At 63.9% G+C, this 24,049-nt stretch carries 16 protein-coding genes; 4 read left to right on the top strand and 12 right to left on the bottom strand.

The genetic code is table 11. The features are described from left to right. Positions 1-87: 87 nt before the first annotated feature. From PLZ73_04875 to PLZ73_04860, 4 genes are all read left to right on the top strand, one after another. On the top strand, positions 88-1,368 hold the full coding sequence (locus PLZ73_04875; protein ID HOO77205.1) for a HEAT repeat domain-containing protein: 1,281 nt from the start codon (positions 88-90) through the stop codon (positions 1,366-1,368). A gap of 115 nt (positions 1,369-1,483) precedes the next feature. After that, on the top strand, positions 1,484-4,375 hold the full coding sequence (locus PLZ73_04870) for an NAD-glutamate dehydrogenase (GenBank protein HOO77204.1): 2,892 nt from the start codon (positions 1,484-1,486) through the stop codon (positions 4,373-4,375). Then, complete coding sequence (locus PLZ73_04865) at positions 4,368-6,062, top strand: DUF2079 domain-containing protein (protein HOO77203.1); 1,695 nt, start codon at positions 4,368-4,370, stop codon at positions 6,060-6,062. The genes PLZ73_04870 and PLZ73_04865 overlap by 8 nt, the downstream gene beginning before the upstream one ends. An 81-nt stretch (positions 6,063-6,143) precedes the next feature. Then, positions 6,144-7,193: a hypothetical protein gene (locus tag PLZ73_04860; GenBank protein HOO77202.1), complete on the top strand. Its 1,050-nt coding sequence runs from the start codon at positions 6,144-6,146 to the stop codon at positions 7,191-7,193. Between the two features lie 48 nt (positions 7,194-7,241). On the opposite strand, the gene PLZ73_04855 is transcribed toward PLZ73_04860, so the two are convergent. The 12 genes from PLZ73_04855 to PLZ73_04800 form a co-directional block, all read right to left on the bottom strand. Then, positions 7,242-10,262, bottom strand: coding sequence for a hypothetical protein (locus PLZ73_04855; protein HOO77201.1), 3,021 nt, complete (start codon positions 10,260-10,262; stop codon positions 7,242-7,244). Positions 10,263-10,370: 108 nt separating this feature from the next. Further along, on the bottom strand, positions 10,371-11,483 hold the full coding sequence (locus PLZ73_04850; GenBank protein HOO77200.1) for a DUF1972 domain-containing protein: 1,113 nt from the start codon (positions 11,481-11,483) through the stop codon (positions 10,371-10,373). 126 nt (positions 11,484-11,609) lie between these two features. Beyond that, positions 11,610-13,028, bottom strand: coding sequence for a sugar transferase (locus PLZ73_04845; protein HOO77199.1), 1,419 nt, complete (start codon positions 13,026-13,028; stop codon positions 11,610-11,612). A 191-nt stretch (positions 13,029-13,219) separates the two neighbouring features. Next, complete coding sequence (locus PLZ73_04840; GenBank protein HOO77198.1) at positions 13,220-14,401, bottom strand: glycosyltransferase family 1 protein; 1,182 nt, start codon at positions 14,399-14,401, stop codon at positions 13,220-13,222. After that, positions 14,398-15,393, bottom strand: a complete 996-nt coding sequence (locus tag PLZ73_04835) for a glycosyltransferase (GenBank protein HOO77197.1) — start codon at positions 15,391-15,393, stop codon at positions 14,398-14,400. Before PLZ73_04835 ends, PLZ73_04840 begins: the two co-directional genes overlap by 4 nt. Further along, on the bottom strand, positions 15,390-16,631 hold the full coding sequence (locus PLZ73_04830) for a glycosyltransferase family 4 protein (GenBank protein HOO77196.1): 1,242 nt from the start codon (positions 16,629-16,631) through the stop codon (positions 15,390-15,392). The genes PLZ73_04835 and PLZ73_04830 overlap by 4 nt, the downstream gene beginning before the upstream one ends. Next, the gene (locus tag PLZ73_04825) at positions 16,628-18,100 is read right to left on the bottom strand and encodes an O-antigen ligase family protein (protein HOO77195.1); all 1,473 of its coding nucleotides are present in this window, start codon (positions 18,098-18,100) and stop codon (positions 16,628-16,630) included. The genes PLZ73_04830 and PLZ73_04825 overlap by 4 nt, the downstream gene beginning before the upstream one ends. Further along, entirely contained in the window at positions 18,097-20,055 is a 1,959-nt protein-coding gene (locus PLZ73_04820) for an alginate lyase family protein (protein ID HOO77194.1), read from the bottom strand. Before PLZ73_04820 ends, PLZ73_04825 begins: the two co-directional genes overlap by 4 nt. After that, complete coding sequence (locus tag PLZ73_04815) at positions 20,052-20,756, bottom strand: class I SAM-dependent methyltransferase (protein ID HOO77193.1); 705 nt, start codon at positions 20,754-20,756, stop codon at positions 20,052-20,054. The genes PLZ73_04820 and PLZ73_04815 overlap by 4 nt, the downstream gene beginning before the upstream one ends. Next, on the bottom strand, positions 20,753-22,033 hold the full coding sequence (locus PLZ73_04810) for a flippase (GenBank protein HOO77192.1): 1,281 nt from the start codon (positions 22,031-22,033) through the stop codon (positions 20,753-20,755). Before PLZ73_04810 ends, PLZ73_04815 begins: the two co-directional genes overlap by 4 nt. Beyond that, positions 22,008-22,856: a class I SAM-dependent methyltransferase gene (locus tag PLZ73_04805; protein HOO77191.1), complete on the bottom strand. Its 849-nt coding sequence runs from the start codon at positions 22,854-22,856 to the stop codon at positions 22,008-22,010. The genes PLZ73_04810 and PLZ73_04805 overlap by 26 nt, the downstream gene beginning before the upstream one ends. After that, complete coding sequence (locus PLZ73_04800; GenBank protein HOO77190.1) at positions 22,846-24,045, bottom strand: glycosyltransferase family 4 protein; 1,200 nt, start codon at positions 24,043-24,045, stop codon at positions 22,846-22,848. Before PLZ73_04800 ends, PLZ73_04805 begins: the two co-directional genes overlap by 11 nt. Between the last annotated feature and the right edge of the window lie 4 nt (positions 24,046-24,049).

The following is a 24,049-nucleotide window of genomic DNA, read 5'->3' as shown; positions in this document are numbered from 1 at the left end:
ATGATTTTACTGTCAGGCCCCGGCCAATTTCCATAGTATTATCGGTACCGCAGCCCCTTGCGGGGCCGCCAGGAGGCAGATGCTGAGATGACGCGCCGGCAGTGGTTGCTCGTAAGCGCCGGGTTGCTCCTGGTCACCTCCGGCGTCCGGGGATCGGACGACCGGGTCCAGGACCTGCTTTTCGACCTTCAGGTCGGGAAGACCGACGTCCGCGTTCAAGCCGCCCGTTCACTGGGGAACAGCCACGATTCCCGCGCCCTCCAGCCCCTCCTCGATATCGCCGTATCCGCCCACGAGAAGACCGAGCTTCGCCGGGAAGCCGTCATCGCCCTGGGCAAGCTCGGGGACAGCGAAGCCCTTCCCGCCATCCGCGACATCGCCGTCAACCCCGCCGACAAGGAAGATCTGCGGGTCACCGCCATCGAGGTGCTGAAGCGGATCGGTCCCCGCGGCGCGGTGGAGGAGATCGCCGCCGCCCTGGAGAACCCCAAGGACGACGACGACGTCAGGCTGGCCATGATCGGTTACCTGGACGCGGCCGGCGGCCGCGGGGCGGTTCCTTCCCTGCTCCTGGTGGCGGAAAACGCCCGCGACGACGACGACGTTCGTTCCGCCGCCCTGGATCTGGCCGTCAAGCTCGATCCCGGCGCCCTGCGCGAATGCCTGGAAACGATCATTCTCAACCGCCGGGACGACAAGGACGTCCGCCGCCGAGCCCTGGAAATGTTGAGGACGGGGGGGATGAAGGAACTCTCTCCGGCGGTGGTCGACGTCGCCGGCGACCGCGAAGACCGCGACGACATCCGCCTGGCCGCCCTGGACGTTATCATCGGCACCCGCGATTCCCGGGCGGCTCCCGTGGTTCTCGACGTCATCGACGACGGCAAAGACGATTGGGAAGTGAGGTCCCGGGCCCTGCAATACGTCCCCGCCGTCCGGCCCCGGGGCTGGGAGGAACGGGTCGGCCGTGTCGCCCTCGACCCCCGGGAGAAGGACCTCCTCCGGGTCCAGGCCTTCGCGGTCCTGGCGGAACTGCGCGAATCTTCTTTCTGCGGACAGGCGCTTCCGGTCGTTTCCGATCCTCGGGAAGACTCCGAAGTGCGCGCCTCCGCCGCCGCTTATCTGGGGGAGTGCCGGTGCGACGGTGCCTGCGAGGAACTGACGAGGATCCTGCGGGAGCCGGCCAAGGCCGGGTTCCTGGGAATCTTCGGCGGCCGGGGGCCGGCCCCCGAGCTGCGCGTCTCCTGCATCAAAGCCCTGGGCAAACTGCGCTGCGCGGACGCCCGCGAGATCGTCGATTACCTCTCCCGCCGGGACGAGGACCCCGAGGTGCGCAAAAGCGCCCGGGAGGTCCTGGACCGACTCTGAGGTTCCCTGCGGGCGGCACCCCTCCCTCGGCGGTTCTCTGCTGTTTCTCGGCCAGGGAAATGGTACTATTCCCGGGTAGGGTGCAAGGTCCGTAAACGGTTTTTCGGGAGGAACGATGCCCGCTCAACCGACGCACATGAAAAGCTTGGCCGTCATCGCCGCCGAAGGTACGCTGTCCCTTAATCAGCTCAAGGAACTGGAGCGGCTGCTGCTCGCCCGCGGCAACTTCACCCGCGAGGTCATCCGCCGCGACATGGAGTGGTTCTGTCTCGACCTGGGCCTGGACGGGTACTACTTCCGCCACACCCCGCTCCCCCGGATCGCCCGCCATATCGAATCGCTGCGCGCCGCCCGGATCATCTCCGAAAACAGCGGAGGCGAGCCGCTCAACCTGCAGCTGATCAGCGAAGAAGGGGCCTCGGCCGCGTACATGATCCGCGACGATTACCGCCTGGTTCGCGAAATCAAGCGCAGGATCGAGGAGAACCACCCGGTCTTCCGCCTCGACAGCTACCGCGGGCGGGGGTATCCCCTGCGCTTTCTCAACGTCACCAACCCCAGGTTCCCGAAACGGCGCGGCGGGGAGGAGTGGACCTTCCGGGCCGCGGCCAGCCGCGGCTTCATCAGGAACTCTCCCCCCGACACCATCGTTCGTTACCAGGCCCTGTGGGAAGAGTTCCGCCGCCGCGAAGTCCCCCTCACCCGCTTTTCCGCCCGTGAGGACACCGGGGAGACCCGGGTCATGATCGCCCTCTCCCGGGCGGCGTCCTCGGGGTTCTTCACCGCCGTCGACTTCGTATTCAGGCGGTTGGGCCTTCAGATCAACCGGGAATACGTGGAACCGTTCGCCGACGGGACCGTCATCTTTTCCCTCTACCTCCCCCGTCTCGAGAACCGGCGCAAGGAGGAACTTCTGCGCCAGGAGATCGCCATGGCCGTCTGCGTTCCCGAGGGCCGCCTTTCCGAACCGTTCTTCGACGGGACGATGAGCGCCGCCGAAACGGCCTGGACCGCCGCCGCGTCCGCCTTCGCCCACCAGTTCCTGACCACCTACACCGAGGAGTACATCACCCTGGCCCGGGCGCTCAAGGACCAACCGGAACTGCTGGGACTGCTGGGGGTGTTCAAGACCCACCTGGCCAAGGACACCTACCACGAGGAGCGGATCGAAGCCACGGTTCTGCGGTATCCGGAGATCGTCCGCGACCTTTTCCGCGTCTTCTCCCTCCGGTTCCGACCCGACCGCCGCCGCCGCCCGTGGCGCCCCGCCGCGGAAGCGGCCCGCCGCCGGATCGAAGCCGAGGTCCCGGTGGATATCGAGCGCCATATCCTGGAAATGTTCGTTGTTTTCAGCACCTCGACCCTCAAGACCAATTTCTACCTCTTGGAGAAAAACAGCATCGCCTGCCGACTGGATCCGGGTTTTCTCAACGCCGTCGATTACCCGGAGGCTCCCTACGGCATCTTCTTCGTCCTGGGCAAGCAGTTCCGGGGATACCATATCCGTTTCCGGGACATCGCCCGCGGCGGCATCAGGATTCTCAGGTCCGCCACCAAGACCGATTACGACCTCAACTCCGACTTCATCTTCGACGAAAACTACAACCTGGCTCTGACCCAGCAGCGCAAGAACAAGGACATCCCCGAAGGCGGGGGGAAGGGCACCATCCTCCCCGGTCCCGGGCAGGGAGCCCGCGCCGACGAGTTCTTCCACTACTACATCGACGGGATCCTCGACCTGATCCTGCTTCCCGACCCCAGGATCGTCGATTACCTGGGGGCCGAGGAACTGCTCTTCCTGGGGCCCGACGAAGGCACCGCTCACCTGATGGATTGGGCGGCCCTGCATGCGCGCCGCCGGGGTTACCGCTACTGGCGCTCGTTCACCACCGGCAAGAGTCCGCAACTGGGGGGAGTTCCCCACGATACCTACGGGATGACCACGCACGGAGTGCGCCAGTACGTGGAAGACGTGATCTCCAAGCTGGGGTGGAAAGAAGAGCGCCTCACCAAGTTTCAGACCGGAGGGCCCGACGGCGACCTCGGCAGCAACGAGATCAAGCTCTCCCGGGAAAAGACGCTGGCGGTCATCGACGGCAGCGGGGTTCTTTTCGACCCCGAGGGAATCGACCGCGCCCAGCTGCTGAAACTGGCCGAGGCCCGGCGCCCGGTCTCCGGGTTCCCCCGCCGCCGGCTGTCGCCGCGGGGGTTCTTCGTGGGCGCGGACGAGCGCGAAGTGCTCCTTCCCGACGGCACCCGGGTGGCCAACGGCACGGAGTTCCGCAACGGATTTCATTTTTACCCCGGCCTGGCCGTCGACATCTTCGTCCCCTGCGGCGGCCGCCCCCAGGCGATCCGTATCAGCAACTGGCGCTCCTTTCTCGACGCCGAGGGCCGCCCCAGGGCCCGGGTGATCGTGGAAGGAGCCAACCTCTTCATCACCCAGGAGGCCCGGCTCCGGTTGGAGGAGGCGGGCGTGATCCTGTTCAAGGACGCTTCCGCCAACAAGGGGGGGGTAACCTCTTCGTCCCTGGAAGTCCTGGCCTCCCTGGCCCTGAAAGACGACGAGTACGAGAAACTGATGTCGGTCCGGCCCGGGGGGAAACCCCCGGCGTTCCGGGTCAGGTACATCGAGGAGACGATCGCCCATATCCGGCGCAAGGCCCACCAGGAGTTCAACCTGCTCTGGAACGAGCGGGAGCGCACCGGGGAGCCCCTCTCCGTGCTTTCCGACCTGCTCAGCGACAAGATCAACCTCGTTACCGACCTGGTGCGGGAATCGGATCTCTTCCGCAACCGGAAACTGGTGGGGGCGATGGTCGAACGGCACGTTCCGGGGGCCCTGCTCCGCCGCCTCGGCGCCCCCGGAATCTTCCGGCGGGTTCCGGAAGTGTATCTGCGCGCGTTTTTCGCCGCTTCCCTGGCCTCGGATTACGTCTACGCCCGGGGCCTGAATTCCGGGGAAGTGGATTTTCTCTCCTTCGTGGAGGAAGTCGTCCGTGGGTGAGGGACGAGCCCGGACGCCGCTCTTCTCCCGGCCCCTGGTTCCCGCGGTCCTGATCCTGGGCATCCTGGCCGGCCTGGCCGCCGCCGGGCGTTGTTTCTTCTCCGGCCCCATCGACTGCTCCCTGGGGTGGATGCGTTTTTCCTGCACGACGGCGGAGCGGCCGTTGCTGATCAGCCTGATCTCGGCGGTGCTGCTGGTGTCGGTTCTGATCCGCCGGGGATGGTTTTCCCGGCCCTCTCCGACGGCCTGGGCCTGGGGCCTGGGCGGCGTCGCCTTGCTCTGGAGCGCCTTCTACGGGGGGGTGGGAGTTTATCTGCACCGGACCTGGCGGTCCTCCTCCCTGGACATGGCGCTCCACTCCCAGATCCTGTGGAACATCCTGCGGGGGCGGTTTCTGGAGTCGAGCTTTTTCGAACATAATTTCGCGGCCAACCATTTCTGGCCCGGTCTTTGTCTGTTGGCCCCCGTCTACGGGGTGTTCGGGAACGAGGGCATGATCGTCCTGCAGGCGGCCGTGGTCGCCTTCGGGGCGTTCGGGGTATATCTCCTGGGACGGCTGATCGCCGGGAGCCGCCGCTGGGCCTGGGCGGGGGCGATCACGTACCTGCTGCACCCCACGCTTACCATCGGAGTCCTCTTCGATTACCACTTCGAGCTTTTCGCCGTCACTCCCGCCGTTTTCGGGATCTATTTCCTGCTCCGCCGCCGCTGGTGGGCGGCGGGAGCCGTCATCGCCGCCGCCGTGTCGCTCTATGAAATCAACGCGGTTCCTTTCATGCTGGCGGGCTTGATCCTGGCGGCGCGCCCGGGATGGCGGCGGCCGGGCCTGATCCTGGCGGCGGCGTGCGCGGCCTATCTCGTTCTCCTGGTCGAGGTGATCATGCCCCACTTCCGCTATCCCGGGTATTTCCCCCACCTCGACCGCTTCCGGAAGCTGGGGCGAACCCCGTGGCTCATGGTCAAGCATTTTTTCTCCGCCCCCGTCGCCTATCTGCGGCGGTTCGCCACCCCCTTCCGTCTCGAAAACCTCTGGTATCTCCTTAGGTCGGTCGGTTTCGTCGCCCTCCTGGGGGCGGAGTGGCTGCTTCCGGTTCTCCCCATCGTCCTCGGTCTCTATCTGAGCATGTACGAGCTGCAGATCGATATCCGGGTCGGATATGTGGCGCCCACGCTTCCCTTCATGCTGACCGCCTCCTTCTACGGCGCGCGCCGCCTCTTCCTCCTCCCCGGACGGCTGGGGGGGTGGATCAAGGCCTACGGGGTCGTCCCCTTCCTGGCGGTCACGGCGGCGTCTTCTCTCTGGATGCAGTTTCACCGCCCCTTCCGGGAGAACATCTTCGAACCCCCGCCCTACAGGCAGTTGCTGGCCGGCGCCGCGGCGCTGATTCCCCCGCGGGCCTCCCTCAGCGCCGACAACCATATCGGCCCCCATTTCGTGGAACGCGACATCCTCCTGGTCACCCCCCAGGTCCATTTCCGCAACCGCCCGGTCGACTATATCTTCACCGATTTCAACACCTGGGGGCGCAAGGACCGGCCGTATCTCTGGCGGCTGCGGCGGTTCCTGGAGGAGGGCAGGTACGGCCCGATCTTCTTTTCGGGCGGGGTGCTCGTTCTCAAACGGGGGCGGCTCGATCCGGTCCGGGCGCGTCGGGTCCTGGAATACATGAACTCCAGGAACCTGTAGGTTCGCTTCCTTCTTCGCAGCGCCGGTGTTTTATGGTACAAATAAGCCCGGCCCCGCACCCGATCACGAGGGAGGACGCAGATGAGCAATGACCGATTCGATCAGGTGGTTTCGGAGTTGATCCAACCGATGTCGGCCTTGCCCGACGGGCCCTATGACGCTCTGTATCTCCTGCGCAAGGACGGAGGGCTGGTCTACACCGAGGGCTACTGGCATCCCGGGGGAAAAGTCATCGGCAAGCTGATCTACTACCCCGACCCCCACGGGCGCAAGAACATCCACGGGCGCTCCTATACCAGCATCGTCAAGGACGTTCGGGACGGGGAGGAGGTCTACGTTTCCCACGAGGACCAGCTCTGCCGGGTTTTCCGGCTTCTGCCCGATCTGCCCCCCGACGCCAACCGGCTGATCCTGGCCGAATACCAGATCGCGTTTCCCCTCGAGGATTTCGCCGGTTTTTTCGACCCCCGCCGGGGTTTGGCCTACCTGATGGCGAACCATCCCGACGTCGACGCCGTGGTCCGCAAAACCGCGGAGATCCTCGAAGTCTCGGTGGCGGACCTGGGGATCACCGGTTCCTCGGCCCTGGGGAAAAAGGGCGGCGATATCGATCTGGTCTTCTTCAACAGCCCGGAGAAGAACATGGAAACGGTGCGCCGGCTCTGGGGAATCGTCTACAGCCAGCCGGACAAGCAGGTGGTGGAGTACGGCAAGTTCTGGCCCCTGAAGATGTACGTGGACGGCGAGGAGATCTGCACGTTTTGGGGATACCGGAGCAGCGCCTCGGCCCCGGTGCGGGACTGCCGGGTGGAGCTGCTCAAGGACGAGGTGGAGGTCTACGGGACCGTTTCCGACAACCTTCACTCCCTCTACGTTCCCCTGGTTCTCGGTCTGGAGAACGTGTACATCGACGGCGAGAAGACCGGCCCCATCCGGACGGTCATCTACGACGGCGCGGTCCGGGGCGAGTTCAGGAAGGGCCTGCGCCTGCGCATCATGGGCAAACTGGTCAATCTGATCAAGGATTCCGGGGAGACGGAGACCGTGGTTTCGGTAACCGACGGATTCAACATCACCCTGGAGCGGTTCAAGGCCGGCGTCCCCCACCTGGAGCGCCCGGTCCGGGAGTAAGCCCCGCTCCCGCTCCCCTCACGGGCGGGCATGCTCTGTTTCCCACCCTCAGAACTTGGGTGGGATACGCTCTTTATCGGGAATTTCTCCGTAGGCTCCGGCCCGGGGGTCGGGCGGTTCGGGGTCGGGCTTGGGTATTTTGGAGGGTATGAGTTCGGGGGGAGGCTCTTTGAGGGGGGGCGAAGCTTTGGCCGAACGGACCTCGAAGCGCACCTGGAGGTAGGCGCGCGCATCCCAGGGGTCGCGCGCCAGGAAGCGGGCGTAATAAACGCCGCCGGCGGTCGATTCGGGACGGAGCACCGGAGGCGTCCAGGTAAAGCGGCCGGTGGCGGGGTCGAGTTCTCCGCCGACGGGAGCCGAAACGATTTCGTAGGTCAGTTCGTCGAAATCGGGATCGTCGGCGTGAATGATCAGCGAGTGCCGCACCCCGGCCAGGACGCCCACGGTCAGGGAAGAAGGGGCGAAAGCCGGCGGCCGGTTGGTTTCCCGGGAAATCAGGGGGAAGGGGGGGGCGTCCAGAAAAATCCGGGTTTCCAGTATCCCCCGCCCCCGGGTCTGGACGTAGAACGGTTTGAGGGGGCCGCGGGCCTCTTCGTCGAGGACGTTGGGAAGTTCGTCCCGGGCCGAGGCCCTCGCGGCGAAATAATCGTAGTAGCGCATCTCTTCCCGGGAGAGCGGGTAACCCGAAAGAACCGCCGTCGCCACTCGAATGGTGCCGGGGGCATCGGGGAATGCCGGGAGCCGGGGGCCGACCTCGTCGATGATGTCCCAGACGGTAAAGGAATCGGCTTCGCCCCGGTAATAGTAGGTGTCTCCCTCATTGACGGTCTCGTATCCTTCGCGCATGACGTAATGTTCTTCTACCTCTTCCGGGGCCAGGAATCCCATGAGATAGAGGGTGAGGTCGGTGTATTCGCGGGTAGGGGGCCGGGGAACATAACGGTACAGCCCCGGAGAGACGGGGACGAACTTGCCGATTCCGCTGGGGTTGGGACGCATGATTCCCCCGGAGAGATCGCAGCGCGGCGGCCAGTGAAAGCCGGGATCGTAGAGAAGGGGCAGGGAAAGCCAGTTGACGTATTGGTGACCGAACTCGTGCAGATAACCGGTGGAGGCTCCGTCGAAGAAGAGACCGGGGCGGAAATAATTCCCCCCCTGCAGCCGTTCCGCCGGAGGATCTCCCCGGGTGATGTTTCCCGCCCCGATCCCCTGGGCCGGGTTGGAAAAGTCCTGATGAACGGCGGCCGCGGAGTTGAGGAGATCTTCGCCCGGCGGAAAATAGCGGAGCGAGAAAACCGCCAACTGGTCGTAGTCGTCGGGAAGGTAGCGGTAAAGCCGCTCGATGATTCCCCGCCACGTATCCCAAGCGTTGAAGAAATCGCCGTCGACCGTGAAGTTGACCAGATGTTCGCTGAACTGAAAATCGGCGGCTGCACGCCAGATATGGATTTCGGGGATTTCGTCGGTCAGTACGGCCGCTCGCAGATGGTAACGGGTGTCGGTGGAATACCCGTCTTCGCCCGGGTGGCAGACGAGCAGCGTTCCCACTTCGGCGACCTTGCCGTCGCCGGTGATTGATGCCCGAACGGCATCGAGGCCGTCGGGCAGTAAGCCGGTATAAATACCGTCGCCGGCGCTGAGGTCGGGCGCCTCTCCGTTATCGAAGAGTTCGTAATCCCGGACGTTGAAAAGGACGGCTTCGGGTTCGCCTTCGATTTTGACTTCCAAGGTCACTGCTTCCCGATCGCCCCGGTCGAGAGCCGCGCCGTCGAATATCCGCGGATTGAAACGATACCATGCCATCCAGGGCGGGGCGTAATCAGGTCCCGGCCGCGCCGACGGTTGCTGTTGTTCCTCGTAACCTCCGAAAATCCGGAGGGAAAGAGCCCCCTCCAGGCCCCGTTCTCCCCGGATGCGGAGGCGGTAGGAGCCGGGTTCCAGCCAGCGGTCGATGGTTTCGGCGAAGGTACCCGGGAAAACTCCCTGATCCCCGTGGCGTTCGGAGGCGTCCAGGGGGAACTTCCCGGTCCCGTAGAGGGCGATGTCGAGATCCCGGGGAACTTCCTCCGGAGCCGCGTTCCAGGAAACCTTGATGTAAGCCATCCCCGGCCGGTCGATGGTGAAAAAAGCGATGGATTCCCGGGCCTGACTGAATCGGTACTCCACCCCCTCTTCGGCTTGATCGCGGCGGTCGGAAAACCAGATATCGTGCCAGGAAGACGATCCCTCGAGCCGGTATGTACGGACTCCGAGCAGGTTTTCCCGGGGCAGGAAGCGGTTTTCCCGGATTTCCAGGCCGGGGAGCTCTTCGACGCCGGCTTCCAGCAGGGCCTCAAGATCGAGATCGACGGTAAAGATTAGGCCGCCGGGGGGATCGAAGCGGGGGGAGGCGGAACCCAAAAAGGTTCCGTCCGATAAAATATCCACCGAAATTTCCCCTTCCGGGACGCGGACGTATTCCGTGCGCCTCAGGTTCAGCGGGAAACGATAGTCTTTGAATTCGGCGATCTCCAAGTCCCGATCCGGAGGGAGGTCGACGGTTCGATAGACGGCCTTGTCGGGCGAGAATATCCCCGCCCCCGGCGACGGAAGGAAGGAATAGCCCGCGACCCGGAATTCGTCGGCGTTCTCTTCGGGCCAGGCCCCGGTACCCCCGTTGATTCCGGTCCGATATCGCAGGGTCAGGGAGTCCCCGTCCACCGCCGGAGTGAAGAAGGGTGTCGAACGGTTTTCGTCGATAACCGCGACGGTTGCTCCCTCGCCGTTCAGGATCTCCAGCCGCGAGCGTTGGGCCTCGGCGGCGGGGTCGTATTGAAAGTCGATTCTTTCCAGGCGCAGGCGCATCGCCGCCGCACCCGGTTTGCGGAAGGTCCATTCCTTGAGGGCAGCCGGTCCGGTTTGGACATAGGAGAAGGGGGCGCTTACCGTCGACCACTTGGGCGGGGATGAAGGAAGCGCCGCTCCGTGAGAAGAATGGATGAAAAAAAAGAATGCCGCCGCCATACCCCCAATTCCCGCCGTGGTCTTCATGGCCTGCCTTTCGCCGGTTTCGGCCGTTCCCGTTCGCATCTCCGTTCATGTCCTACGGGAGCAAGAACTTAAAAAATATAGCAGGCTCCGGCGGAGATAGCCAAACGGCGGGCTGAAAAAACGGAAGGTCCGGAGAAGGTCCGGAAGTCAGGCGGGCGCGGCCATCCGGGAAAAGAGATCTTCGTATTCCCGGGTGATTTTTTCCCAGGTGTACGCTTCCCGGATCCTCTCCGGGGCGCGGCGCCGGTACTCCGCGGCGACCTCGGGGCGGTCTTCCAGGTACTGCAGCTTTTCCCGGAGATCGTCGATGTCCCTGCGGAAGAGAAGGCCGTAATCCCGGATGACTTCGCGGTTGAAGGGAACGTCCAGAGCCAGAATGCAGTTGCCGTAGCCCAGTGCCTTGAGCAGGGAAGGGTTGGTCCCCCCCACCGAATGCCCGTGGATATACGCGTAGCAGTTGCAGTGAAGTTCCTTGATTTTTTCGTTGCTGTCGACATGCCCGAGGGCGATCACCCGGGGATCGGGGAAATTCCGCAGTTTCTCCATCAGGGGACTCCGGTAGTTGGCCCCCCCGGCGATAATCAACTTTTTTCCGGTTTTCATCCCGGCGAACGCCTCGGCGATGAGGTCGGGATGGTTTTCGGGGATGATGCGGCTGGCGATCAGGTAATATTCCCCCGGGGCGACTCCGAATTCCTCGATCAGGCCGGGGTTCCGCGAGCTTTCGATTTCGGCGCCGTAGGCGATATAGGTGGAAGGGCAGTTCCATTCTTCCAGGTAAATCCGCTGCATTTCCAGGGAGTCATTGACGATCTCCTGGCAGAAGATGGTGGCGCACCGGGCCGCGTTTTTGAAATAGGCTCGGGCCAGGCTCCCCCACTTGCCCCGCGTCCATTCCAGGCCGTCGACGTTGAGCGCCAGCTTTTTCCCCAGCAACCGGGGGAGGATGCAGTGGAACCCGTTGCCGGGATTGACGAAGAAGAGAACGTCGTAGCGGCGGGGCAGGGCGTCCAGAACCGAGATGAAGGTATGGGTGAGGGTGCCGAAGTTCTTGGTCTCGATCGAGGGAAGGTAGCGGAGGCGGATGCCGTCCTTGAGGGAAGGACGGTCGTCGAACAGGGACTTTCGACAGTAGACGGTGACGTCGTGGCCTTTGCCGGCCAGCCGCGGGGCCAGTTCCCCGATGAAGGTCTCGTAGCCGCTGTAGGTGGAGGGGTACCCCCGGCAGCCGAGGATGGCTATGCGCAATTTCCGCGTCATCTTTCCGTCTTCCCGCGCCTTGTCTCCATGAAGCGTCCGACCATGAAAAGACTAGGGTATCGGCGTCGCGACGGCAATTGTATTTCGGGAGAAAACGGGGAGTCGTCGGGGCCCGGCGCGGGAGTCTCAGTAGGCTCCGCGGCCGCTGATGACGGCGCCGAAGGTACGGGCCAGGATTTTGAAATCGAGGGCCAGCGACCAGTTGTTGACGTAGGTGAGGTCGAGCTTCATCCATTCCGGGAAATCGAGCATGTTCCGCCCGCTGATCTGCCAGAGGCAGGTAATCCCGGGTTTGATGCTGAACCTGCGTTTTTCCCAGCGGTCGCATTTCCGGGCTTCCTCGACGGGAAGGGGCCGCGGCCCCACCAGGCTCATGTCCCCCTTGAGCACGTTGAAGATCTGGGGCAGTTCGTCCAGGCTGAAGCGCCGCAACCACTTCCCGATCCTGGTGATGCGGGGGTCTTCCCTGATTTTGAAGACCGGGCCGTTCATCTCGTTGGCGTTGAGCAGACGGGCCTTCTCGTTTTCGGCTCCCACCTGCATGGTCCGGAACTTGTACATTTTGAACGCCCGCCCGCGCAGCCCGCTCCGTTTCTGGGAAAAGAAGACCGGGCCCGGGGAACTGATCTTGATCAGGAACCCGATCGCCAGAAAAAGCGGGGAAAGGAGCGTGATCATGACCAGCGCCCCCACCCGGTCGATCGCCCGCTTGAGGAGCATGGAGACGAAGCTGTCGGGGTTGGGCTGGAAGGAGATGAGGTTGGCCCAGCCCAAACGCTCGACCGTGGGGTTGAACTTTTCCTGGGGCTCGCCGACCGCTACCCTGACTTTAACCTGGAGTTCCTGCCCCAGACGGATGATCTGGTTGAGGCTGAGGCCGATTTTGCCGTTGGGGAAGATGACGACTTCGTCGATGATCTGGTTGTAGCGCAGGATCTTCTCCCAGACGTCGATCCGCCCGAGCACCTTCACCCCCCCGATGCGCTCTCCGGGCTGGAGATCGGGGTCGTCCGTCAGTAGCCCGAAGATACTGATCCCGCAGGGCCATTTTTCCTGAAGGGTGTCGAGAAAAGCCAGGGCCGCGGTGCTGTTGCCCACCAGGAGAATCTCCCAGTGGGGCCGGGAACGGGCGAGGAGAAATTCGAAGAAAGACTGTTTGAGCAGGGCAAGCCCGTAGGCGAAGAACCCGAAGAAGACCAGGGCCAGCCGGCTCGTATCCTGGCTGTTGAGCGCGAAGGAGACCGCGACAATAATGATGACCAGCTGGATTACCGCCTTGGCGGTCGGCCAGGCCATTTCCCGCAGCGGCACCCGGGATGGAAACGAATGGGCGTGGTTGAGGTAGAGAAAGAAAGGCAGGCCGCCCGCCGCCGCCGGCAGAAGCCACAGGGGAAGGGCGAGAGGAGCGAACGGCGCTCCCGCCGGAATGAAAAAACGAAGGAAAACCAGGTTCCGCACCAATTCGGCCGCCCAGAGAGCGACTACCCCTAGGAGGGCTTCCACGATGAAACTCAGAACATAATAACTGGTGTATTTCTTGATCATGACATATCAGACCCGGCGCGGGCGCGTTATCATTTAAAAAAGCAATTTTCATGCCAGTCGGGGGATGCTCTGCGGGAGAAGGCGTTGTTCATTGCCCGGCAAGGCATTGCATCCGCGCCTCCAGCCGACGAGATCTGTTCGGAAATGCCAAACCCGCCTGCCCTGTTCTCGGATTACGGCGGAAAACAGTGTCAAACTGGCATGGCGGAGGGGGAGAGAATATCGGTATAGAACCGGACCGTTTCCCGGCCGGCCCGGTCCCAATCGAAGAGAAGCGCCCGCTCGCGGCCCCGCCGGGAATATTCCCGGCGCAGCTCGGCATCGGACCAGAGAAGGAATATCCCCCGGGCGATATCCTCGATGTCGAGGGGATCGACCATGACCCCCGCATCTCCCACCACTTCCGGGAGAGAAGAGTCCCGGGCGGCGACGACCGGAGTGCCGCAGGCCAGCGCTTCCAGAGGGGGAAATCCGAACCCTTCCAGAAACGAGACCAAGACGGCCGCGTCGGCCAGGTTATAGAAGAGGGGGAGCCGATCATGGGAAACCTCGCCGACATGCAGGACCCGATCGGCGATGCCCCGCGCCCGGGCCAGCTCCATGACGGGAGGGTATGCCGGATGCTCGAACCCCGCCGCCACCAGCCTCAGGTCGGGACAGTTCCGGGGGCCGTCTTCGAGAAGGAGTTTAACCGCATCCAGAAGCCGGGGGAGGTTTTTGTTGGGGCGGTTGGTTCCGGCATAGAACAGAAAACGTTCGGGGAGGGAATACGTTTCCCGGACGGTCCGCAGAAGATCGGGGCGCTCGATCGGACGGAATTTCTTTTCGAGGCCGTAATACACCACGCGGTCGCGTCCGGCGGTTTCGGGGAAGAGGATCTTCAAGCGATCGGCGGTATGGCGGGAGATGCAGATGATCCCCCGGGCCCGGCTTAGGGCTCGCCGGTAGGTAAAACGGTAAAAAAGGTCGATCGTTTTCTGATGGAGAAACGCGCGCCGGGATTCGAATTCGGGGTATTTGTTTCTCAGGCGCTGCACCAGGAGAGGCTGAAAATCGTGCAGCGTGACCACGGAGGGACAGGGGAGGATGAGCGGTGTCAGGGGGATGAGCGAATGGTAAAGGTCGATTTTCCCCGCCGGCAACCAGGGAGAGAGGTCGAGGAGGGTTCCGGCCGTGGGCGAAGCCGGGCCCGGTACCCGCACTTGTCGGAAATTCCCGGCTCCGGGCAGGTCTCGGCATTCGTTGTTCCCGACGAAGCAGAGGTACTCGTTGGCGGAGTCGACTCGGGCCAGGGCCTGAAGGAGATTGGAGACGTAGCGGTTGACTCCGGGCCGGTTCGTCTCCAACAGGCGGACGTCGAGCCCTACCCTCATTTCCTTTCTCCGGTTTCGCCGCCGCCGGGGCGGACCCGGCTCCATCCCGTCTCCAGGCGTTTCTTCATCCGGATGATCGAATTCACCGTTCCCGGGCCGGGGAAAGAGAGCAGCCAGAAGCCCCAGCACCGCCAGCGCCGGGGGTTGAGGGCGACCGCCCTTCGAAACTCGTTTCGCGCCGCTCGGGTTTTTCGTTCACGGAGCTGGAGCAGGCCGCAGTTTTCGTACAGGATCGCTTCGCGTTCCCGGCGGAACCGGGCCAGGCGGGGAAGCTTGCGGATGAGGATGGATGTGTCGTGGTCGAAGGTTTCCTTCAGTTTGTCGATGAGGAGGGATTTGTTGCCCGAATGCTGCCTCCAACCGGCCAGCGGGCGTCGGACGCCTTCGACCCGGACCGCATCCGCCAGGCGGATCTTCAGGTCTTCGTCTTCGCACAGCTCGATACTCTCGTCGATGACCCCCACCTGCTTGAGGCAGTCGGCCCGAACCACGATGGTCGAGTTGGGGATGAAATCCTTGATGAAGACGTTCTCGGCCAGGTCCCTTTTCCGGAACAGCCTCCGCTTCAGATAATAGCCGGTTACGGTCCCGTTCTCGTCGATGCTGTGACAGCCCGAATAAACCATGCCCAGACGGGGATCTTCCCGAAACCGCCGCAGCTGCGCTTCGATTTTGGAAGGGTACCAGACATCGTCGGCGTCGAGAAAAGCGATGAACTCCCCCCGGGCCAGGGAGATCCCCAGGTTCCTCGCCGCGGCCGCGCCCCGGTTTTCCTGGCGGTAGTATCGTACCGTCTCCTGGTAGGCGTCGGCGCAGGCGGCCGTTCCGTCGGTCGAACCGTCGTCGATGAGAAGCACCTCGACCGGCCGGTAGGTTTGGGTCAGGACGCTCTCGATCGCCCGGGGCAGGAACCGGGCGGCGTTGTAGCAGGGGATGACGGCGCTGACCAGTCCCGGCTCCCACGGTATCCGCTCCCGGCGTTCGACGCTCATGACGGTTCCGTCCTGTCCGTGGAGGAATCCGTTCTTCCGAGGTTCCGGTAGATGTCCGCCAGCAGTTTTCGGGAACGCTCCCAACCATACGCGGTCAGGGCCCGGCCGCGGGCGTTTTTCCCCAGATCGCCCATGTCATCGAACCGTTCGACCAACGATTCCAGCCGTTGTCGGAAGTCTTCCCGGTCGCCCGGGCGGAAGCGAAGGCCGCATCCATCCTCCCCGAGAGCTTCCCTGATCGCATCCAGGTCGCTGGCCAGCACCGCTTTCTCCATGGCCATCGCCTCCAGAAGTTTGATCGGGATCAGGTTTCTCCCGGCCGGGGTATCGGGGCGGGGGATGACGAAAATGTCGGCGCCCGCGTAAAGTTCGGGCATGGACGGGGCCTCGACCCGCCCCAGATACTCGTAGAGACCGGGGTCGGTTGCGGCCCGTCGCTGCGCCGCCTCCGCCAACGGTCCATCGCCCGCCAGAACGATTCTGGCGTTTCTTCGGGTAGCCGCGCTCAGGGTATTCCCGGCCTCCAGCAGGAAATCGACGCCGTTGATCCAATCAAGGTAACCGCTGTAAAGAACGATCCGTTTTCCCGTCCAGCCCCGTTCCCGGCGGATTTCGTTCCGTCGCCCCGTCCACGGTTCGGGGTCGAACAGGCGCCCGTCGATTCCATTGGGGACAACGGCCACGCGGGCTTCGTCCAGGCGGAACAGTTCGGCGATCCGGCGTCCGAGGATGCCCGTCTGAACCACGACTGTGTCCGCGCTCCGGGCGACGTCCGCTTCCCGAGCCCGGGCCAGGCGTTTGGCCGGGAGATACCACCCGGCCGGGATACCGGGCCGACGGCGCTGGCCGACCTCGTCGGCATAGGGAGTATGAATCTCGTAGAGGAGCGGGACCCCGAGGAGGCGCGCCGACCGCCGTCCGGCCAGGGCGCATTCCAGAGGCGTATGGGCGTGCACCAGATCGGGGACGGTCGGGGGGAAGGCGCGGGCCATCGCCCGGCCGTTGAGAGAGGCCCTGACATGGCGGGAGACGACCGGTAGTTCCGGTACCCGAACTCCGGCCACGCTTTTCACCAGGAAATTATCGTGGCGTCTCCAGTCTTCCCCGGTTCCGTCCCCGCCCGCCCCCGGGGTTACGAAATAATGGGTGTTCCCGTCTCCGCGCAGCAGTTGAGAGAGACGGCGGCTGGTTCCGAGAGTTTCCGGCCAGCATCCCAGGGAAAAATGAAGGATTTTCACCGGCTGTTCTTTTCCGGGAAAGGCTCGCCGACGGGTTCACGGGTGGCGGCGTACCAGTTGAGGTTGATCATGCCGGCATAGAGGAAATAGCGGAAGAGGTGTTGAGGCGACCCCGCGAAGAGAAAAATGACGTTGAAGCTCACGAGAACGACGGTCAGCCAGAGGTTGGCATTTCGTTCTTGGGCCGAGTCGGTGCCCCGGAAAAGCCGGACCCCTCGCTGGAGGTGAAGGGCGAATATCCAGAGCAGGAGAACCGTTCCCGGGATTCCCAGCATCACCCCGGTGGCGATATACGCGCTGTGGGAGCCCCCGATTTCGACCGCGTATTCGGAGTAAGCGAGATAGAGCGATTTCCGGCCCACCCGCTCGAAGCCGATCCCGGCGAAGGGGTGCCGGGAAATAATATCGAAGGCTTCGTTCCACCAATAGAGCCGGGTGCGGGCGCTGACCACCGCTTCCCGGTGGCCGTACACGTCCGACGAAGGGAATATGGTGAATATTCTTTGGGTGGCGGCGGGAAGGGAGGAGATGACCCGCGGGAACGCATAAGAGATCACGAGTATGACCGTCACGGCGGTCAGGGGAAGGATCAGGGCCAGGAATTTTTTACGGAGCACCCCCGCGAATATCGCGCAGAAGGCCGCGGCCAGCAGCGTGGCTCGAGCCCCGGAGAGGATGATGCAGGCCCCGGCGAGCAGGAAAAAAAACGACTTCAGGAACCGGTTTCTCGGGAACCCCGGGAAAGCGATGAGAATCAGGAAAAGGTGAAGGCCGTACCAGCCGAAGGTCCAGCCCCGGAAAACAGTTCCGGTCGAGCCGCTCTCGGGAGCGGGGCCCCAATCCACCAGGAAGAACCCGGCCGGCGCGACTACCCCGAGGTAGGTCATGGCCAGGTGCAGGAGCAACCCGCCCACGTATATTCCGGTCAGGCATCGCACCGTCACCATCAGCTTGCGTTCGCGGTCTTTGCGGAAGAGATGGAAAGCCAGAAGGTAGGTGGCCAGCCCCATGAAAAAGTTCCAATAGTTGCGGAAATTGCCCATGTCGACGGAGCGGGCGAAAACCTGGGTGGGGAGGCTGGGGTTGCGGAGGAAGGAAACGGCGCCCAGAACGAAAAAGAGGATCACGGAAACGGGCAGGATTTTGAAGCCGGGGCCTTTTACCTGGGAGACGAGGGTGTGGGCGCCGAGGAGGAGCACGAGGCCGGGAACCACCAACTCGCAAGCCTTGAGGTTGGGAATGGAGGTGACGAATACGGCCAGGGGGAGAACGATGACCAGAGTGAAGGGGATGTAGGTTTTTTCGAAGTTGATCCAGAAATATCCACCGGCGAGCGCGATCGCCACCAGGGAAAAGAAGAGGGGGATCTTCGTCCCCGAGGCGATGAGCCAGATGAGCGCCCCGCAGAGCACCGCGGCCGGCAGGAAAACCGTCAACGCTTCCGTCGCGCGTTCTTCGGGAGTTCTCATAAGCTCTCCAACCGGGCCCGCGCCGCCTCGGTCCGTTCCGCCGTGCGGGCGTCTCCGGATCCCGCGGTTCGGGGGATGAGGATCGTCCCGAAGCTGGCCCGGTTCCGGAACGTGCCCCGCCGGACCGCCACCGGCGCTTTTTCCCGGTGGCCGTACCGATCCGACACCCAGCCTTCGACGACTTCCGTTCGGGTGGCTCCGTCGCCCCCGACCCCTTGGATGAGAAGCGACGAACCATCGCGCTCGGCGATTACGGTTTCTCCTTCGAGGCGGACGCCCACGCCGGGGGCGAAGTGGAAGAAGCTGGAGAACCCGTGCCGTCCCCGGGCCCGGAGAGTGTCGCGGACGACCCAGAACCGATCGGTTTTGGAAAAGAAGAACTGCCGGCGGTGGGCGAGGCGCCTGTGGCCGCCCGGGAGCCGGGAATAGACGTATTCGGCGTCAAGTCGATCGAAGGAGTCTTCCGACGACCAGGAAATAACCCTGACCTTGCCTCCCGGGGGAAGCGAAAAGAGATTGTTGCCGTCGAGAACACCCTGTTCCCGGCCGTCGACGACCACGGTGTTGTGGGCGGCGGTGCCGCGGAACGAGTTTCGGAGTTCGGGGTCGGCGGTATAGAGATAGGTCCCGGGGTCGATGAGGAAGGAAGCCCCGTCCGCCGTCAATTCGAAACTGAGCCGGCTGTTGTGCCGGTGGGCGGTGGGGGCTCCCGGGGCCGAGGCCAGGGCGTCGACGATAAGGTAGAGTCCGCGGTCGCGCATGATATAGTAACCGCTGCCGGGAAAAGCCCGGCTGCGCGGAGCCGGGACCGTTTCCCCGGCGCGCTTCATCGGCCGAAGAGCTTCTTCACCCAGCAGCCAGAGGGAATCCTCATGCCTGTCGCCGGCAGCGCCGGCGAAGTCCTCCCGATCGAAAAGCGCCGCCCCCAGAGCGAGCAGGTCCCGGTGGTCGAACCGGCTCCAGGAGGAGTAGCGGCCGGTGATCTGCACCCTGCCGTCGTCCTGATCGCCGATCCGGGGGGCGTTCCCGTCGGGACCGGTGTAAGCGAGGATGAACTCCAGCATCTTCTCCAACCGGCCGAGCGCCTGGCCGCGGAAGCTGCGGTCTCCCCTGCGGTCCAAAGCCAGAACGGAAAGAAAGATCTCGGTGGCGAAACGATGATAGTAAATGGAACCCTCATAATCGGCCCCGTCCGGGGAAACCTGGATCATAATTTCCCGGAGAAGAAGCTTCAGGGAGACCCGGCGCCACCGGCGCGCGCGGTTCATCCCGGGAAAGGCCGAGCCCAGGTAAAACAGGGTCGCCAGCCCCAGAAGGTAGTGGTTGTTGGCGGGACGTTCGTCCTCGAGGTTTTTTTCTATGTGCCGGCCGTGCTCTTCCAGGGATGCGAGAAAACGGCGCCAGAAGGCGGCTTCGATTTCGGGAGCTTCGCGGAAGAAGTGATACCCCCATACCCAGTTCAGGGCGCGGTGGGCCGTCTTCATGGTACAGGCCCAGTTGATGCCCAGGGGCCGGGGATTGCGGTCGATCCAGTCGGACACCTCTTCTTCGAATTCGCGGGCATAGGCGGGGCGCCCGGTATACCAGAACGCTTTTCCGAGGGTGGGAAGGTGGAGAAAACTGCTCAGATCCCAGGGGACCTTTACGTCGGACCGGTCGTGAAGTCGGAGATAAGGCTCTCCCCGGCCGTAAGGGAGGAGGGGATTCCACCGCTCTCCGCTTTTGAAATCCCGGTGCCAGTCTATGTCCGGTCCCAGCCCGGTCTTTCCCGAACCCAGGAGGTCGAAGACGTGGCCGCAGATATCGTCGGCGTCGGCCACCGCGTTCGGAAAAGCCTCGGGGAAGTCCCGGAGTACCGCTTCGACGGCGGCGCGCCGGTCACCGGGGCGGATGAAAAAACAGCCCCCGGCCTCGGGATGGAGGGGGTCGGAGGAGTTCGTCGCGCGCGGCTTCACGAGGTTCGGTCCGGTTGCGCCGTTCCCGCGGTCACGAGCAGCCCTCCGGCCAGGCCCTCGATCGGCTTCGCCCAGCGGTCGAGGAGCCGGCAGCGGTGCAGGCGGGGAACGGCGTAAAACGTATAAAACCGGCGGTTGACGCTCACGGCGATTCCGGCCCCGGCGAAGAGTTTTTTCATCCGGGCCCGGGTCAGGGGCCTCTGCCAGCCGAAACGCCGCCGGGCGGCGGCCCGTTTCATCCTAACGTTGTTGTAGTGAGGCCCGGCGGGAACGACGATGACCACGGACCCTCTGGACCAGCGCCCGTGGAGATCCACGATCGCCTCGATTTCCCCGTCGGGGAAATGCTCCACCACCCCGGAAGAAAAAACGATGTCGAAACGTTTTTCCGGCCGCAGGGTCGTGAAGTCGGCCCGGCGGATCTCGACGTTGGAGACTCCCCGGAAGAGGGATTCGGCGATGGCTACGGCGCGGGGGGACGAATCCATGAGAACGGCGCGCTCGGCGCCGTTCCGAAGGGCCAGGTAGCTTAGCCTGCCGGTACCGCACCCCAGCTCCAGGACCGACCGCCCCCGGAAGGAAACGGCGGCGTTCATCTCCGCGAAGACGCGAAGCGTGAGGTGGTCGATATCCGGCTCCGGGGCTTCCCTCCACCAGATATCCCAGTCGTGCCGGCTCTCGGCGGGAGCAGCGTTCTTCATGGCCGGGGCCCCTCGGCTCCGGTGTCCCGCAGTTCCCGGAAAAAAAGGAGGAAACTGACCGCCGCCCGCAGGGCGAACGTCAGCGAAGTGGCGTACGCCGCTCCGATCAGGCCGAACCGTTTGATGAATGCGATGTTCATAAGCACGTTTACTATACCCCCGGCCAGGGTCACGTAGCAGTTGAGATCGGTCCTCCCCCGGGCGAAAAGAACGGTTCCGGATATCTTCTGGAGCGCATAGAAGAAAATTCCCGGCAGCAGGGCTCGAAGCACCGCGGCGGATTGCCCGTACTCCGGACCGAATATGAGTCCGATCAACGGCCCGGCGAAGAGGAAGACTCCCCCGCAGACCGCGAGCATGGCCAGTCCGACCAGTTCGGAGAGATGGGAGAAATAAGTCCTCAGCAGCCGCCGGTTCCGGCAGGCCTCCGAGAGGTAGGGGAAGAAGGTCTGAGAAATCCCTTCGGGGACGAGCATGAGCCCCAGCGCCACGGTGCTGGCGGCTCCGTAACGGCCGACCAGAACCGGATCGCCCAGGATGGCGCTCAGGCACAGGGTATCCATGGTCAGGGTCAGGGTCGCGAAACTGAGGCCGAGGGAAGCGAAGGCGCCCAGCCGGACCATCCTGGCAAGGAGGGCCCGATCCCAACGGAAACGGATCGAGGGGCGGGTCAGCACGAGCATGAACACCGCTCCGGCCCACTCCGCCGCCCCCAGCCCGGCGGCGTAGCCGGGAAGGAGGAAGCCGAGGGTGAGCGCGCCGACCAGGAGCACCCGCCCCCCCGCCAGGAGAGCCTGGCACCCGGCCATGAGCCTGATCTGTTTCATCCCCTGGAGGAAGGCCGCCGCCCCGGCGGTGAAGACGGCGGGCGGCACGGTCCAGACCAGGACGAGAAGGTAGCGGCGGGCGACATCGTCGCCCAAGGGGTCGAAAGCGCTCAGAACGGCGACCAACCCGGCCGCCACCGCGAACGAAACGAGGAGGGAAAAAGAAGCGCCTTGAGAAAAAATCTCCCGCCCTCGGGCGCCGCCGCCGGCCTCGGCCGCGTACTTGGAAACGGCGGCGGGCAGGCCCAGGGCCGCCGGTATGGCCGCCAGCTTGAGCACGGCTCCGATGACCCTGATATGGCCGAAATCCCCCGGTCCCAGAATCCGGGCCAGGAAGATGCCGAGTAGAAGAAGGACGCCCTGGGAAAACCCCATCGACGCCAGGAGGTGCCCCGCGCCCCGGGTCCGGGCCCGGTTGAAGCCCTTAGTCAGCGTCTTGATCGGATCCACTGCGTACCCTCGATTCCTCCGAGGCGGTCGGCCCGGTCCCCGGCGGTTTGCGGAGCAGGAACATGAAATCGCGTCCCCGGCGCGGGAAAATCCGGGCCAGGAGGAAGACCGCCCCGGAAAGAACCTTGCTTTTAAATATCCAATGCATTTTGGGGATATAAAACCCCACGGAGCGAAAACGGACGACGACGAAGCCCGCCGAGCGTATTTTCGCCGAGAGCTCCCGATATCCATACTCCCGGAGATGTTCCGGGATTTCGATCTTCGGTTCCCGACCTATTTTTTGACGCAGGATATTGCGCAGGGTATAGAGGTTGGGGGTGGTCAGGACCAGGTCGCCGCCGGGCCTGAGAACCCGGAAAATTTCGCGCAGCAGTCCGGTGTCGTCGGGAACATGCTCGATTACTTCGGAACAGAGGGCGGCGGGAACCGACCCGTCGGGGAAAGGGGTGCGGGCCGCGTCCGACTGGACCAGCCTTGCCGTCGGCGCCCGGTTGCGGGCGCGCTCCAGCGCGGTCAGGCTGATGTCGACCGCCCGGATGTCGGCTCCGGGGAAAACACGGGCGATGGTCTCGATCAGGAAACCGTCGCCGCAGCCGAACTCCAGCACGGCTTCGGCCTCCGCTCCTTCTCCGGGGGGACGTAGGGCCTGGGCCAGCAAGTCGATGATGGCGGCGGTACGCCGGCGGTGGAAAAGCCGGATGCCGGGAAAAGGACTCTGGTAGGCGTCGGCCAGCAGAGATTGTTTCCTGAACTCGTCGATTTCGGCGGCGGTGAAGCCGGGCCGTTCTTGACGCCGGTTCGGCGTAAGCTTATGAACCATGGTCGAGCACCTCGCGATAAAAATTCTCGAAATCGCTGAAACGGTTGTCCCAGGACAGTTTCATCAGGGCCGTTTCCCGAAGCCGCTGCCGGTCGAAGGAAGCCGCCAATACGCTTTCAATCTTGCGGCCGAGGTCTTCCGCGCTCTCGTTTTCGGCATCGAAGAGCGCTCCCACCTCCGTACCCATCCGCTTCCGGATTTCCCCGAGAGTCCGATGGAATCCGATCGAGGGCGTTCCCGCCATCAGGGCTTCCACGTAGGCGATTCCGTACCCCTCGGACCTGCTGGGCATGACGAAGACATCGGCCGCCGTATAGTACCCGGCCAACTCTTCCCGGGTGACCTGTTCCACGATTTTCACCTCGATCTCGGAGCGCCGGAGCCGTTCCCGGGCATACCCGGCGCCGTCTTCCCCGGTTCTCAACACCAGCCGGCACCCCGTTCGCAGGGTCCGGTTGCCGACAAACGCCCGGATGAGTATATCCAAACCCTTTTTCCGGACGGGCTGGAACGTCCCGTAGAAAAACACCGCGGGCTTGCCCTCCAAACCTAATTCTCCGCGCATCCGTTCCCGGTTCAGAAGAGGGATACGGTCTTTCCGCACCGGTATGTGGATGATCCTGGATATTTCCGGACATCTCACTCCCAACCCTATGGCCCGATCCCGGGTATATTCCGAAATATGAATCACCCCGCCCGTGTTTTCGGCGATCCTGGCCGCGACCTCCGGCTCGCGGGAGCAGCCGGGGGGGAACCAGAGTTCGTAATTGGTGGCCGCCACCGGGACGGGGAGACGGAGAGCGGCCAGGCTCAATCCGGCCGTGTTGCTCAGGGAGTGAAGATGAATAAGGTCCGGCCGCGCGGCCGCGACCGCCCCGCGCAGAATATCGGCCAGATAGGCTGCCCTGAGCCTTGCCTCCCATCCCAGGGGGGCGAACGTCGTGCGGTGGCGGCCCGCCAGAATCCGAACCGACCGTTTCAGTTTGCCCAACGGCCCCCGCCGGGGGAGTCCGATGATTTCTATCCCCTCCCGGTGGAAGGAGCGGTCGGTCCCGGCGAATACGCTCACACGCCAGCCCCGGTCCCGGAACTGACCGGCCAGGTCCCAGAGATGGGTGGCGATTCCGCCGGCGGCGTCGCCTCCCGCTTCCGGAGGTATCGGGCCGATATGCAGAACGCAGGGTTTCACGGCT

The sequence above is a fragment of the bacterium genome (assembly GCA_035380285.1).
Taxonomy (GTDB): domain Bacteria; phylum Auribacterota; class Erginobacteria; order Erginobacterales; family DAOSXE01; genus DAOSXE01.
This window is presented reverse-complemented; position numbering and strand designations above follow the sequence as displayed.

Excerpts from the sequence above, each read along its gene's own strand:
- PLZ73_04855 (HOO77201.1), bottom strand. The coding sequence starts at position 10,262 with ATGCGAACGGGAACGGCCGAAACCGGCGAAAGGCAGGCCATGAAGACC.
- PLZ73_04860 (HOO77202.1), top strand. The coding sequence starts at position 6,144 with ATGAGCAATGACCGATTCGATCAGGTGGTTTCGGAGTTGATCCAACCG.
- PLZ73_04815 (HOO77193.1), bottom strand. The coding sequence starts at position 20,756 with ATGAAGAACGCTGCTCCCGCCGAGAGCCGGCACGACTGGGATATCTGG.
- PLZ73_04840 (HOO77198.1), bottom strand. The coding sequence starts at position 14,401 with ATGAGGGTAGGGCTCGACGTCCGCCTGTTGGAGACGAACCGGCCCGGA.
- PLZ73_04845 (HOO77199.1), bottom strand. The coding sequence starts at position 13,028 with ATGATCAAGAAATACACCAGTTATTATGTTCTGAGTTTCATCGTGGAA.
- PLZ73_04835 (HOO77197.1), bottom strand. The coding sequence starts at position 15,393 with ATGAGCGTCGAACGCCGGGAGCGGATACCGTGGGAGCCGGGACTGGTC.
- PLZ73_04850 (HOO77200.1), bottom strand. The coding sequence starts at position 11,483 with ATGACGCGGAAATTGCGCATAGCCATCCTCGGCTGCCGGGGGTACCCC.
- PLZ73_04870 (HOO77204.1), top strand. The coding sequence starts at position 1,484 with ATGCCCGCTCAACCGACGCACATGAAAAGCTTGGCCGTCATCGCCGCC.
- PLZ73_04875 (HOO77205.1), top strand. The coding sequence starts at position 88 with ATGACGCGCCGGCAGTGGTTGCTCGTAAGCGCCGGGTTGCTCCTGGTC.
- PLZ73_04805 (HOO77191.1), bottom strand. The coding sequence starts at position 22,856 with ATGGTTCATAAGCTTACGCCGAACCGGCGTCAAGAACGGCCCGGCTTC.
- PLZ73_04825 (HOO77195.1), bottom strand. The coding sequence starts at position 18,100 with ATGAGAACTCCCGAAGAACGCGCGACGGAAGCGTTGACGGTTTTCCTG.